This window comes from Ruegeria sp. I1, from assembly GCF_056532675.1.
Genome location: NZ_JBQFNM010000012.1, coordinates 16227 through 29205, shown reverse-complemented (window position 1 = coordinate 29205; position 12979 = coordinate 16227). Strand labels below are relative to the sequence as shown.

16 protein-coding genes are annotated in these 12979 nt (G+C 57.9%); 9 read left to right on the top strand and 7 right to left on the bottom strand.

The genetic code is table 11. The features are described from left to right. The first annotated feature begins 8 nt into the window (after nt 1-8). From flgG to ACR0DH_RS18660, 4 genes are read left to right on the top strand one after another with little or no spacing between them, the layout of a single operon-like run. The gene (gene flgG / locus ACR0DH_RS18675) at nt 9-794 is read left to right on the top strand and encodes a flagellar basal-body rod protein FlgG (RefSeq protein ID WP_480545201.1); all 786 of its coding nucleotides are present in this window, start codon (nt 9-11) and stop codon (nt 792-794) included. Continuing rightward, nucleotides 794-1210 (top strand): flagellar basal body P-ring formation chaperone FlgA, encoded by a 417-nt coding sequence (gene flgA, locus ACR0DH_RS18670; protein ID WP_480545200.1) that lies wholly within the window; start codon nt 794-796, stop codon nt 1208-1210. The genes flgG and flgA overlap by 1 nt, the downstream gene beginning before the upstream one ends. Then, a complete protein-coding gene (gene flgH / locus ACR0DH_RS18665; protein WP_480545199.1) occupies nt 1210-1941 on the top strand; it encodes a flagellar basal body L-ring protein FlgH in 732 nt (243 codons plus the stop codon). Before flgA ends, flgH begins: the two co-directional genes overlap by 1 nt. A gap of 9 nt (nt 1942-1950) precedes the next feature. Further along, the gene (locus tag ACR0DH_RS18660; protein WP_480551475.1) at nt 1951-2481 is read left to right on the top strand and encodes a flagellar basal body-associated FliL family protein; all 531 of its coding nucleotides are present in this window, start codon (nt 1951-1953) and stop codon (nt 2479-2481) included. A 34-nt stretch (nt 2482-2515) separates the two neighbouring features. On the opposite strand, the gene ACR0DH_RS18655 is transcribed toward ACR0DH_RS18660, so the two are convergent. The 7 genes from ACR0DH_RS18655 to ACR0DH_RS18625 form a co-directional block, all read right to left on the bottom strand. Further along, a complete protein-coding gene (locus tag ACR0DH_RS18655; protein ID WP_480551476.1) occupies nt 2516-2902 on the bottom strand; it encodes a hypothetical protein in 387 nt (128 codons plus the stop codon). After that, nucleotides 2899-3987, bottom strand: a complete 1089-nt coding sequence (gene flhB, locus ACR0DH_RS18650; RefSeq protein ID WP_480551477.1) for a flagellar type III secretion system protein FlhB — start codon at nt 3985-3987, stop codon at nt 2899-2901. The genes ACR0DH_RS18655 and flhB overlap by 4 nt, the downstream gene beginning before the upstream one ends. Continuing rightward, a complete protein-coding gene (locus ACR0DH_RS18645; RefSeq protein ID WP_480551479.1) occupies nt 3984-4757 on the bottom strand; it encodes a flagellar biosynthetic protein FliR in 774 nt (257 codons plus the stop codon). The genes flhB and ACR0DH_RS18645 overlap by 4 nt, the downstream gene beginning before the upstream one ends. After that, nucleotides 4754-6781: a flagellar biosynthesis protein FlhA gene (gene flhA / locus ACR0DH_RS18640; RefSeq protein ID WP_480551555.1), complete on the bottom strand. Its 2028-nt coding sequence runs from the start codon at nt 6779-6781 to the stop codon at nt 4754-4756. The genes ACR0DH_RS18645 and flhA overlap by 4 nt, the downstream gene beginning before the upstream one ends. A gap of 69 nt (nt 6782-6850) precedes the next feature. After that, complete coding sequence (locus tag ACR0DH_RS18635) at nt 6851-7549, bottom strand: transglycosylase SLT domain-containing protein (RefSeq protein WP_480551481.1); 699 nt, start codon at nt 7547-7549, stop codon at nt 6851-6853. 73 nt (nt 7550-7622) lie between these two features. Next, on the bottom strand, nt 7623-8051 hold the full coding sequence (locus ACR0DH_RS18630) for an Lrp/AsnC family transcriptional regulator (RefSeq protein ID WP_480545193.1): 429 nt from the start codon (nt 8049-8051) through the stop codon (nt 7623-7625). Between the two features lie 51 nt (nt 8052-8102). Further along, the gene (locus tag ACR0DH_RS18625; protein WP_480551483.1) at nt 8103-9323 is read right to left on the bottom strand and encodes an MFS transporter; all 1221 of its coding nucleotides are present in this window, start codon (nt 9321-9323) and stop codon (nt 8103-8105) included. Between the two features lie 210 nt (nt 9324-9533). On the opposite strand from ACR0DH_RS18625, the gene ACR0DH_RS18620 reads away from it, so the two are divergent. From ACR0DH_RS18620 to lptB, 5 genes are read left to right on the top strand one after another with little or no spacing between them, the layout of a single operon-like run. Next, the gene (locus ACR0DH_RS18620; protein WP_480551485.1) at nt 9534-10148 is read left to right on the top strand and encodes a ribonuclease D; all 615 of its coding nucleotides are present in this window, start codon (nt 9534-9536) and stop codon (nt 10146-10148) included. Then, nucleotides 10145-11107 (top strand): KpsF/GutQ family sugar-phosphate isomerase, encoded by a 963-nt coding sequence (locus ACR0DH_RS18615; protein WP_480551487.1) that lies wholly within the window; start codon nt 10145-10147, stop codon nt 11105-11107. The genes ACR0DH_RS18620 and ACR0DH_RS18615 overlap by 4 nt, the downstream gene beginning before the upstream one ends. 12 nt (nt 11108-11119) lie before the next feature. After that, a complete protein-coding gene (locus ACR0DH_RS18610) occupies nt 11120-11719 on the top strand; it encodes a hypothetical protein (protein WP_353012633.1) in 600 nt (199 codons plus the stop codon). Nucleotides 11720-11722: 3 nt separating this feature from the next. Continuing rightward, nucleotides 11723-12214: an LptA/OstA family protein gene (locus ACR0DH_RS18605; RefSeq protein WP_480551489.1), complete on the top strand. Its 492-nt coding sequence runs from the start codon at nt 11723-11725 to the stop codon at nt 12212-12214. Then, nucleotides 12214-12972, top strand: a complete 759-nt coding sequence (gene lptB / locus ACR0DH_RS18600; protein ID WP_170537150.1) for an LPS export ABC transporter ATP-binding protein — start codon at nt 12214-12216, stop codon at nt 12970-12972. The genes ACR0DH_RS18605 and lptB overlap by 1 nt, the downstream gene beginning before the upstream one ends. Nucleotides 12973-12979: the final 7 nt, after the last annotated feature.

Sequence of the window (12979 nt, the reverse complement as noted above, 5' to 3'; positions counted from 1 at the left end):
AAATTGATATGCGTGCTTTGAAAATCGCAGCCACAGGCATGACGGCGCAGCAGATGCGGGTAGAAACGATCTCGAACAACCTCGCCAACATGAACACCACCGGTTACAACGCCCGCCGCGCAGAATTTGCCGATTTGCACTATCAGCAGATGGCGCGTGCCGGCGCGGTCAATGCTTCGGACGGAACGGTTCTGCCGACTGGCATTCAGTTGGGTCTGGGCGTCCGACCTGCTGCCGTCACGGTGCAATTGGCACAAGGTGCGATTTCGGCCACAGGCAGCGATCTGGACGTCGCCATCGAAGGGCGCGGTTATCTGGAGGTGGCTTTGCCGAATGGGCAGTCCGCTTTCACGCGCGATGGCAGCCTGAAGCGATCCGCAGAAGGGTTGATTGTTACCTCGGACGGGTTTGCCGTGGCGCCTGAGATCACGATTCCTGATGACGCACGGTCGATCTCGATCAACGTATCTGGTGAAGTCTACGCCTATTTCGACGACACGCCCGAAGGGCAGCTGCTGGGCGAGTTTTCACTCGCCAGTTTCTCCAATGCCAAAGGTCTTGAGGCAATCGGAAGCAACCTGTTCAAGGAAACCGAAGCCTCGGGCGCACCAATCCAGGGTGTGCCTGGCGAGGATGGGCTTGGGACCTTGCGACAGGGTTATCTGGAAGACAGCTCGGTCGATGCTGTGCGTGAGGTCACTGAACTGATCGAAGCGCAACGCGGATATGAGATGAACGCCAAGGTCATCACCGCCGTCGATCAGATGATGAGCGCCACAACACAGGTGCGCTGATGAGGGGTCTTGGTCTGATCTTCCTGATCGCGGCGCCGATAACTGCACTTGCGGATATCGTGGTTCCGACCCGCACAATACGCGCGAAAGAGATCATCTCGGCCGCCGATCTGGAGTTGAAACACACTGACATGCCCGGCGCTGTAAGCGACCCTGCGGAGCTGATCGGGTTTGAAGCACGGGTCGCCCTGTATCCGGGCCGACCGGTGCGCGCAGCAGATGTCGGCCCACCGGCCATCGTGGATCGGAATGATCTGGTGGTCTTGGTCTTTAATCGGCAACCCCTGTCGATCAGCACTGAGGGGCGGGCCCTTGGGCGCGGCGCCGTGGGTGAGCGTATCCGGGTCATGAACCTGTCGTCCCGCACAACGGTCACTGGTCTGATCCGGCCCGATGGTCAAATCGAGGTGAAGTAATGTCTGGACTGTCTAAACCCCTTCTGCTGACGATTTTCGCGCTTTCGGCCTGTAGCCGTTTTGATCACTTGGGCAAACCGCCCAGCTTTACACCCAAAGACGACTCACCCGAGCAGGTGGCGATGCTGTGGCCTGGATTGCCTTTGCACACTCAAACCCAGCGCGCGGTGGATAGGTCGTCGCTCTGGAGTGGTGGTCAGCAATCCCTTCTGGGTGATCAAAGGGCGATCAAGAAAGGTGATATTCTGACGGTCGTCATTGAGCTGGACGAAGAGGCGGAATTCTCGAACAATACCAGCCGCTCGCGTTCGGGTTCGGAATCCCTTGAGGTTCCTAACCTGTTCGGCCTGCCTCAGCGCGCAGAAGACCACTTGCCCGAAGGGGTAACGTTGGAAGACGCGGTTGGGATTGAATCCGATTCCGCCAGTTCCGGCCGCGGATCGGTCCGGCGAAACGAGAAGCTGACCTTGCGGGTCGCCGCGACCGTGCTGGATGTGTTGCCAAACGGTGTTTTGTCGATATCGGGATCGCAGGAATTGCGCGTCAACTTTGAATTGCGAGAGCTTTTGGTGGCCGGCTATGTCCGCCCCCAAGATATCTCGCGCAAGAATGAGATCACCTATGACAAAATCGCGTCCGCGCGCGTGTCTTACGGTGGGCGTGGCCAGATCACCGATGTTCAACAACCGCGCCTGGGTCAGCAAGTGCTCGACTCGCTCTTGCCCTTCTGAGGATCGCAGATGATGAAGATCTTGCTTCCAGTCGTGTTTCTTGTCCTGGGTCTGGGCGCCGGAATTGGCGCCGGCGTGTTCTTGATGCCTGAAAAAGCACCCGAGGCGGTTTCCGAGGATAAAGAGGCTAAGGAAAAGCCAGATAAAGGCCACAAGGCAGACAAAAACGATAAGAAAGAAGCGTCGAAAAAACCGTCGAAGGATGGTGAACCGGGTGGTTTTGAGTATCTAAAGCTGCCCAAACAGTTTGTTGTTCCTGTGGTCAAGGATGATCAGATCACGGCGATGGTAACGATGTCTCTCAGCATTGAGGCTGATCCGGCCATCACAGAGACCTTCTATGCCATCGAACCCAAGCTGAGGGACAGGTTTTTGCAGGTGCTTTTTGATCACGCCAATACCGGTGGCTTTGACGGGATATTCACAGAGTCTGACAATCTGACCGTTTTGCGCAAAGCGCTGCTTGAGGTTGCGCGCAAGGATTTGGGGTCGGATGTTTCTCAGGTGTTGATCATGAGCGTGAACCGGCAAGATAGCTGAACTCGCTCCGGCCTGACCAGTCCCGGTCAGGCCTTCAAAGGTTCAAGCGCCTCTTGCCTTTTGCCTTTTGCTGCGCATCCCGCATGGTCTTGGATACAGATGCGATGGCCTGCTGGCGCCCAAAGGCAGTTCGAAGCTGTTCCATAGCGGCCAGTTTCTGAGCACGCACGCGTGCCAGCTCCATGTTTAACTGGCGACGCGTCGCAGATTCCCAGGCGTTCCAAAGGATATCCGTTCCCGATACACGGTAGCCTTCGGTCCCTGCGCTGTCCTGTCGTGCCAGTGTCACCTGATGATCCAACCGCACCAACTGCTTTTGCACCAGTGCTTCTGCTTCGATCACCGGGCGCAGCGCCTGATGTTGCTTCTGGTACATCGCATCGGTTGCCATTTGCAGGGCCGAGAGCTTTTTCAGGTTCATCTGATCTGACCTTTCGCCCGTTTACGCATTGCTTCGGCAAATCGGATCGCAGCCGCGACGGGGCGGTAGTGTTCCTCTGGAATTTCCTGGCCGATCACCACCGTCGCATGCAGGGCACGGGCTGTTGGTGGATCTGAATGTATGGGAACGTCTGCCTCACTGGCGGCGGATCTGATTGCAGTTGCAACCTCATCCACGCCTTTAGCCACGCAAACGGGTGCGGAACCCGGCGTGCGCGACCATTTGAGGGCTACGGCAAAATGGGTTGGATTGACGATTATGACATCCGCCGAGGGTACGTCAGACATCATCTGGTTGGTTGCGATATCCTGCGCGCGCTGGCGTCTCTGCTGTTTTACATGCGGATCGCCCTCCGCGTCTTTGGTTTCATCCTGTATCTCTTTCCGGGACATACGGTTTTTGCGCATATGCTCGGCATATTGCCAGATGTAATCGATGACGCCGATGGCCAGCGCGATGGTGATCACGATGAATAGAAACCGAAACAGAAGGTTCATCATCAGCAGGATCGATGATTTCGCAGGCGCTGCACTGGTTGAAACGATCTCGGTCAAGTTCGCTTTCAGAAACAAAGCCAGGCAGGTGCCGTAGATCAGCAGCTTTGAAAAGCTTTTGGCAAACTCGAACAACCCGCCGCGTCCGAACTTGTTATTTGCATTCGACACGATTGAAATGCGCGACAACTTGGGTTTCAGCTTGGTCGGCGCAAAGATCAGTGCGCGCTGGGCAATCAGGCTTAGCAGGACAGCTGCCGCAGGGATCGCAAAAAGCAGGGATACCGGTATCAGGGCACCTCGCAACAATCCGGCAACCGGAGCGGTGGCTGGCCCGGTCGTCAACAGCTGAGCCAATTTGTCCGATTGATCAATCATCACCATAAACAACGTGCCCAGATGCTGGGCCGTGTACTGGCCGGCGGCCAACAGTGCGATGATCAGACCTGTATAGCCTGCGACCACGGAGAGGTCGCTGGATTTTGCCACCTCACCTTTTTCACGCGCTTTCTGAAGCTTCTGCGGGGTGGGTTCGAATGACTTATCGCTGTCATCATCCGATGCGCTCATGGTGTACCCCCGGCTGGGTTGATCAGAAAACCGTTCAGGGCGTCAGACCAGACTGACAAGATCAGCGGCGCACCAGCAAAGAGCAGAAACAGGCCTGCGAATGTGATCGCAGGGGCACCGACAAAGGCGACCATAAGCTGCGGCATCGCGCGGTTGATGACACCCAGAGCAAGATTGTAGATCAGCGAGGCGATCACGAACGGGGCCGCCAATGCAAAGGCGAGTTTAAAACTGGACGAAATCTGAGCGACCCCCCATCGCGACAGGTCCGAAGGGGCGGGAAGGCTGCCCATCGGGAACATGGCGTAGCTTTGGATCAAGAACTGGGCAGCGCGGACATGCAGCCCCAGAATGACCGCCAGTGTCAGCCCGGCCAGCATCAGAAAGTACCCCATCGCTGGAAGCGGGTCGGCAGCCGCGCCACCCAGCAATTGCGACAGCGATGTGGATTGCGCGGCGATGGCTCCGGCGGTTTGCAGGGCCAGAACAAACAGGCGTAGCCCGATACCAAGGACCATTCCGACTAGAACCTCCGTCCCCACAAGGCGCACCATGGGCAGAAAGCCGGGTGCAAGGTCTGGTGGCTGAACGGCGGGTAAGATGATCAGTGTGAAGGCAATCGAAATGCCCAGCTTCACACGCACTGGAATGCTGCGTTCTCCGAAAGCGGGCAGCAGAGATACAAAGGCAGAAACCCGCAGAAAGACTGCAAACAAATGCCATAGATTTTGGCCGATCTGCCCTAATAGCTCTGGTGGTAAGGCGATCATGCGGGAATGGTTCCAACCAGGGATGGGCGTGCCTCCAGCCCGATCTCTTCGAACGATAACACCGGGTTTTCGATGCCCCGCGCCTGCATAATTGTGCGCAGTAACCGGCGGCGCCGGGTCGAGGTTACGACAGCCGGAAACAGCCCGCTATCTGCGGATTTTGCTACGCTGCTGACCACGCCATCGGCCAGTTTGTTGAACAGATTGGGGGGTAGCGCCACGTCTAGCGCGGCATTGGGTGCGTCGATCTGATAGCTGGCGAACGTATCCTCCCACTCTGGCGCAAGCTGGATCAGGGGGATCGATCCGTCTTCGCGCTTCATTTCGGCGACCAGCTGGAAGCCAAGCCGCTGGCGGACAATCTCGCAAATCCCTTCGGGTTGGGTGGTGGTCAGCCGTGCCTCGGCCACGCTTTCCAGGATCAGGGCCATGTTTCGGATCGAGACACGCTCGTCCAGCAACAGGCGCAGCACCGCGTGCAACGTGTCTATTGGCACTTTGTCCGGGATCAGCTCGTCAAGCAGTTTCTTATTGGCCTCGGCCCGAACCGGATCGCTCAGCCGGGTCATTTCTGAGAGCAGGCGCCGCAGCGATTTCAGCGTCAACAGGCGCGAGAAGTTCTGTTTGATAATCTCCAGCAGATGGGTCGCTAGAATCTCGGGCGGTGAGACGATGGTGGCGCCACTGAGTGCGGCGTCCTCCTGATCTTTGGGCAGAATCCAACGCGCAGGCGCGCCGTAGACAGGCTCGGTCACGTCATTGCCGTCGGGCAACAGGTCAAACCCGTCCTGTACCAGCGCGAGAACCAGATCGGGGTTCAACACGCCACGGGCCTGTTCTACGCCCTGCACCTTGATCACATAAGTACCCTTAGGCAACTCGGCGCGGTCGGTCAGGCGAATTTCGGGTAGGATCAAGCCAAAGGTCGAGGCAACATAGGTTCGCATATTGGCGATCCGTGCATCCAACCCAGTGCCTTGGTTCAGCACCATGCTGACAAGATCGGGCGCAAATTCCAGATGGACATCGTCGAGGTCCAGAATATCCCCGATGGCTTGCGATACCGGTGCGTCTGCCTCGTTTGATTGAGGTTCTGGCACAAGTGCCGCTGCCTTCTGGCTGCGATGCACATGATACGCAGTATAGCCCAGCACGCCCGCGCCCAGGATAAACGGCAAAAACGGCAGGCCCGGCACCAGGGCAAACAGAACCATCAGCACTGCCACGGTGGCGAGCGCTGCAGGATGCTTGCCCAGTTGCGAGAAAATGGCGTTGTCGGTGGCCCCTTGGGTGCCGCCGCGTGCCAGCAACAGGGCAGATGCGATTGAGATGATCACAGCCGGGATTTGCGAGACCAGACCGTCGCCCACGGTCAAAATGGCATAGGTCTCGAACGCCGACGTCACGGGCATTCCATGCACGATCACGCCCATCACCAGGCCCATGACAAGGTTGAGAAGCGTGATCAGAAGCCCGGCAACCGCATCCCCTTTGACGAATTTTGAGGCCCCATCAAGCGAGCCGAAGAAGGTGGTTTCCTGCTGCTCGCGCTCACGCCGTTCTTTGGCTTGCTGATGGTCGATGGCCCCGGCGGACATGTCGCTGTCGATAGCCAGCTGTTTGCCGGGCATCCCATCCAGCGCAAAGCGGGCCCCAACCTCGGCCATCCGGGCGGCACCTTTGGTGATGACCATGAAATTCACGATCAACAGGACGCCGAACACCACGAGGCCCAAGAAGATGCTGCCGCCCATGACGAAATTGGCAAACCCTTCGATCACGTCCCCAGCGGCGTTGGGTCCGGTATGGCCCTGACCGATGATCAACTTGGTTGAGGACACGTTCAACGAAAGTCGCAGCATCAATGAGGCCAGCAGGATCGTCGGGAAGGACGAAAAATCCAGTGGGCGTTCAATGAACAGGGTCAACGTAAAGATCAGAATGGCCAGCGCGAAAGACGCAGCCAGCCCCACATCCAGCACCCAAGCGGGCATGGGCAGGATCATCATCACGATGATGGTCATCAGCGCCAGCGCCAGCAAAACGGTGGACGAGAACAGGGATCGGGCGTCGATCTTGGGCAAGCTGAACTCCTAGTTGAAGGCGATGAAGGCTGTGGCGGATGTGCCGCTGGGAACCAGTGATCCCAGCATGCTCTGCCCGGATTGTGCGGGCTGAAGCGGGATCAGCGGGGCGGCAGTGCCGGTGAATGGATCACGTGACATCGCTGTAGTTCGTGATGCGGCTGCGGTATCCAGCTGGGCCAACACGGTCTGGAACCGGCCTTTATAGGCACGGGCCAGTTCAGGTGTGCGCGAATGATACGCCCCTGCAGCGGCAGACCAGGAGCCCAGCTCGGCATACAGCTCCTTCAGAAACCGTGCGGCATAACGGGCGTTTTCATCCGGGTTGAACATCGCGTCGATGGAGCGGAAAGCGGTGCCGTGCCAACGATAGTTGAGCTGGAAACACCCGACGTCAAAGCTGCGTTTGCCTGCTTTGAATACGCTAAACACATAAGATTTGGCTTCGATCTCGGTGTCGAACCAAACCCCTCGCCCCTCGACATTGATGGTCCAGGGCCAAGGGGTGTAGTGGCCGCCAAAGCTGCGACCGGTTTCAACCCGCGTGATCGCGCGCAGCACGTCCAACGGCACATCTTCAGTCACTGACGCCCTGCGTGCCGCCTGATCGCAGATATCGCCGGTGCGCGCATCGGGCAGGGCAAAACCCGCCTGTGCGGTCAGCACCTGCGAGAATAGAAGGGAAAACAAAAACAAGCGCGTTGGCATTCTGCCGGTCCGGGATTCTGATCTGTCCCGGCCAAGCTAGCCAAGCATTGGTTTACAGCCGGTTATCGAGCGCTCATTTCCGGTCGATGCGCCGACCGAACACCACGCTGGTATTGGTGCGCAATACGCCGGGGATTTTGGCCAGATCATCAACCAGAATATCCAGATCTTCGATCCGGGGGGCCTCGGCAGAGAGCAGCAAGTCAAACTCGCCATTGATGGATAGGCAGCGCTTGACCTCAGGATAGGTTTCCAGCCGTTTGATGATACGGGTGGTTTCCTTTTGCTGCACCTCAAGCAGTACAATCACCTGCACCCGAGGCGCGTCATCGGCAGTGTTCAGAACAACGGAATAGCCCGCAATCACGCCGCGTTCTTCCATGCGTTTAATCCGCTCGTGCACTGTGGTGCGGGCTAAGCCCAGCTTTGCTGCGATGGTCGTGGTTGTGTCACGGGCGTTGTGTTGAAGGGCCGCGATGATGCGGCGGTCAATCTGATCCATGAGATCTCCGGCATGGGGTCACACTGGTGTAAAGCAGGTTGGCACGGTGGCTCAAGTCTTCTGCGTCGCCTGGGGACGTTCGGAGCGTGGCCAGATCGACAGGGCGATGACCAGGCCAAGACTGGCAGCGCTGGCCATGCCAGCCAGAGCGATTGTTGCCCCAAACCGAGTCATCAGCCAACCAGCTAGCGGGTACAGAACCAGCCAACAGGCGTGCGATAGCGTGAATTGGGCGGCGAAGGTGGCGGGGCGATCCTCGGGACTGGCCGATCGGGTCAGCAAGCGGCCTGAGGGCGTCATGGACATGGAATACCCTAACCCGGCCAGCGCCCAAAGCCCGGTCAGCATGGGCAGCGTCACGATTGTGGAGCTTGATACAAAAGCTGCAAGCACCATCGTGGTCGTGCCAATTGTGGCGCCAGTCAACATGACCCGTCGATCCGGCACCCGATCCAACAAGGGCGGTAACAGAAACGCTGCGATCATCGATCCTCCGCCGAATCCTGCTAGCGCAATGGCCACGGCACTTTCCGACAGGCCCAGATCGGATCGCACCAGGACCACCGTATTCACGATGACCATCGAACTGATCGCCGCAGCGCACCAACTGAGCGCCAGCAGACCGCGCAGGCGGGGTGTCGCCAGATAGAGGCGGATACCGCGTGAGGTCCGATCATAAATGCCTTTGTGCCCCGATGGTTTGGGTGATGGCAGGATGACCGAGACCACCAGAAGGGCCGAGGCGATAAAGCCAAGGCTTGTGCCCAGAAACAGAGTGTTGAAGCTGACAAACAGCAGCAATAGCGCTGCCAAAATCGGGCTCAGCAGGCTTTCAAGGTCATAAGCCAAGCGCGACAGAGACAGAGCACGGGTATAGTCGTGCTCATCCGTCAGGACATCGGGGATTGTGGCCTGAAAAGCCGGGGTGAATCCTGCCGAGGCCGATTGCAGCACAAAGATCAGGACAAAGACCTGCCAGATATCCGTGACAAAGGGCAGGCAGAGGGCAACAGCTGCGCGAACAAGGTCGAGAACCACCAGCAGTTTGCGCCGATCAAGCTGTTCGGCAAAGGCTGCCGCAAGCGGGGCGATGGTCACATAAGCGATCATCTTGATGGTCAGCGCCGTGCCCAGCACAAGCCCCGCGGCCTCGCCCGCCAGATCATAGGCCAGAAGGCCAAGCGCTATTGTTGCCAACCCCGTTCCCGTCAGGGCAACGACCTGCGCCGCCAGCAGATGGCGATAGGTCCGGTTGTGCAGGACGCTGAGCATAGGTCAGACATGCTCCGTAAGGAATGCGAGCGTCAATGGCCACTATCGTGTTCGGACAGGATACGACCACCGGGGATATTGGCTATTATGTGCCACTATCCAACAATTTAGGCGGATAACAAGACGCTTTGACCTTACAAGCCGGACGGCGTTGAGTTTGACGACCAAACCGCCTATCTCGGGGTGCGAGACCGCACAAAGGACAAATCCGTGGCGAACCATCTGTACAACAACGACCTGCCAGACGGGCTGGACCTGGGGCCTGTCGTGGCCATCGACTGTGAAACCATGGGGTTGAACCCACATCGGGATCGCCTGTGTGTGATCCAGATGTCTGGAGGCGACGGCAACAGCCATATCATTCAAGTTGAAAAGGGGCAGACCGAGGCCCCGAACCTGTGCGCTATGCTGGAAAATCCCAATGTGTTGAAACTGTTCCACTTTGGCCGGTTCGATATCGCGGCGATGTATCATGCGTTTGGGGCGCTGGCGGCTCCGGTCTACTGCACCAAAATCGCCAGCCGTCTGGTGCGCACCTATACCGACCGTCATGGGCTCAAGAACCTCTGTCAGGAGCTGATCGGCGTAGACATCTCGAAACAACAGCAGATGAGCGATTGGGGCGCGGAAACCCTGACCGAGGCGCAGTTGGATTATGCCGCGTCCGACGTTCTGTATCTGCATCAACTGCGCGACGCTTTGGACGGGCGTCTGGCCCGCGAAGGTCGGACCAAGATGGCGCAGGCCTGTTTTGATTTCCTGCCCATGCGTGCGAAACTTGACCTCGCAGGTTGGCCCGAAACGGATATTTTTGCGCACTCATGACCGATACCGAAGCATTCCTGAAGACAGCCCGCCAGGTTGTCACCGATGAGGCCCGCGCGCTGGATGTGCTGGCCGACAGTCTGGACGCGCATTTTGCCGAAGCGATCCAGATGATCCTAAAGGCCACGGGCCGTCTGATTGTCAGCGGGATCGGTAAATCCGGACATATCGGTCACAAGATCGCAGCAACTCTGGCCAGCACGGGCACGCCTGCCTATTTCGTGCATCCAGCTGAGGCGAGCCATGGCGATCTGGGCATGGTGTCGAAAGGCGATGTGGTTCTGGCGATCTCCAACTCTGGCGAAGCGCCGGAATTGGCCAACCTGTTGGCCTTTGCCCGTCGGTTTGGCATTCCACTGATTGGTCTGTCCAGCAAGCCTGAGAGCTCATTGATGAAACAGGCGGATGTGCATTTGCTGATCCCGTCAATGGGTGAGGCCTGCGGGTTCGGTATGGTGCCTTCGATCTCGACGACATTGACCCTGGCCATGGGCGATGCGCTGGCGATTGCGTTGATGAAGTACCGGGATTTCAAGCCCGAGAACTTTCGCGACTTTCATCCCGGCGGCAAGCTGGGCGCGCAGCTGAGCAAGGTGCGGGACCTAATGCATACGGATATGCCGGTTGTGACCTCAGATACTCCGATGAGTGATGCCCTGCTTGTCATGAGCCAAAAAAGCTTTGGTGTTGTGGGGGTCACTGACGAGGCTGGCCGCCTGTTGGGCATCGTCACGGATGGTGACTTGCGTCGGAACATGGACGGTTTGCTGGAGAAATCCACCCGAGAGGTGATGACCCGCGACCCGATGACGATCGCGCCCAATGCCTTGGCTGAAGAAGCGGTGGCCATCATGAATGACCGCAAAATCACCTCACTTTTCGTGGTTGATCCTGACGCAGATGGGCAGGCGCAGGGGCTGCTGCATATTCACGACTGTCTGCGCGTCGGTCTGGGTTAAGGAGAGGCTGAGGTGGACCGCTATTCCCGCATGGTACAGTTCCTGAAGGTTCTGTTGCCGCTTGCGGCGATTTTGATGCTGTCCACCGTATTCCTTCTGTCGCGCAGCATCGAAACCAATGTCTCGGGTCCGTTTACGCAGCAGGACATCGATGCGCGTCTGGCCGAACAAGTGGTCACGCAACCAGATTATCGCGGTACTACCCGCAAGGGCGAAGACGTGCAGATCGGCGCTACAAAGGCAACGCAAGGCACCGAAGGATCGATGCCGACAGCCTCAGAGTTTCGTGGCCGGTTTGGGTTGTTAAGCGGCGGCGCAATCACGCTGGATTCGAATTCAGGAATGATCCGCCCCGACAAAGGCACAGCGACCTTTGTGGGGGATGTGGTGATCAGGACGGCAGATGGGATCGAAGTCACCACCGATTTGCTAAACACCGCATTGGATGAAATCCGGGGCGATACGCCTGGCCACGTGAACGGAACCGGCCCCATCGGTGATTTTTCGGCGGGCCGCATGACCTTCGGGGCAGAAAAAAAGGACGGCCCGGTCCATATTCTTTTTACAGACGGCGTGAAGCTGGTGTATGAGCCTCAGAAAGCAGAAAGATAACCTGTGTTTGATTTTCGTTTCGCCCTTTTGAGTTTTGCGCTTGTAACAGGTGCTGTTTCTGCAACTGCGCAGCAGGCACAGGTGGCTTTTGGCGCCACGCGCGCGGACCCGACCCTGCCCGTCGAGGTGACCTCGGAAACTCTGAATGTGAACCAACAGGACGGCTCGGCCGAGTTTGTCGGCAATGTGGTTGTCGTGCAGGGTGAAATGCGGCTGACGGCCGAGCGTGTTCTGGTGATCTACAACCAGGAACGATCCGCCATTGATCGTCTGGAAGCGACCGAGAACGTGGTTCTTGTCAGCCCACCCGACGCTGCCGAAGGCGATTGGGCCGAATACACCATCGACAGCGGTGTGATCGTAATGCGGGGCAATGTGCTGCTGACCCAGGGCCCCAGCGTGATCAGCGGCGATCAGATGAATGCAAACCTGACCACAGGCACCGCAACCATGACCGGCCGGGTCAAAACGATCCTGCAGCAGGGGAACAACTGATGGCGCGTCCCCAACTGTCGGTCGCCGAAGGCAATTCCGGGCTTCGGATTGAAAAGCTGCGTAAATCCTACCGGAAAAAAACCGTTATCCGCGATGTGTCGATGACGCTTGACCGGTCCGAAGTTGTCGCGTTGTTGGGCCCAAATGGGTCAGGCAAAACCACGACATTCTATTCTGTGGCCGGGCTGGTCTTTCCCGAAGCAGGCACAGTGACGATAGACGGCCAGAATGTCACCACCTTGCCGATGTACCGTCGCGCCCGGATGGGGATCGGATATCTGCCGCAAGAGATGTCGATTTTCCGCGGCATGAGTGTCGAGGACAACATCGCCTCTGTTCTCGATATCACCGTCAACCATGCGCACCGGCGCAAAGAGCGACTGGAAGAACTGCTGTCAGATTTTTCCATCGAACATCTGCGCCGCGCACCCGCGTTGGCTCTGTCCGGCGGCGAGCGGCGCCGGGTTGAGATTGCGCGCTGTCTGGCGGCTGACCCGAAATATCTGCTGTTGGACGAGCCCTTTGCAGGTGTGGACCCGATCAGTGTGGGCGATATTCGCCATCTTGTAGCCGACCTGAAAAAACGCGGCATTGGGGTTTTGATCACCGATCACAACGTCCGTGAAACACTGGAAATCGTTGATCGCGCCTATATCCTGCATGACGGTCAGGTTCTGATGTCGGGCACGCCGGGCGAAGTGGTTGAAAACGAAAACGTGCGCCGCGTCTATCTTGGTGAAAATTTCCGTATTTCATAGGGTTGCG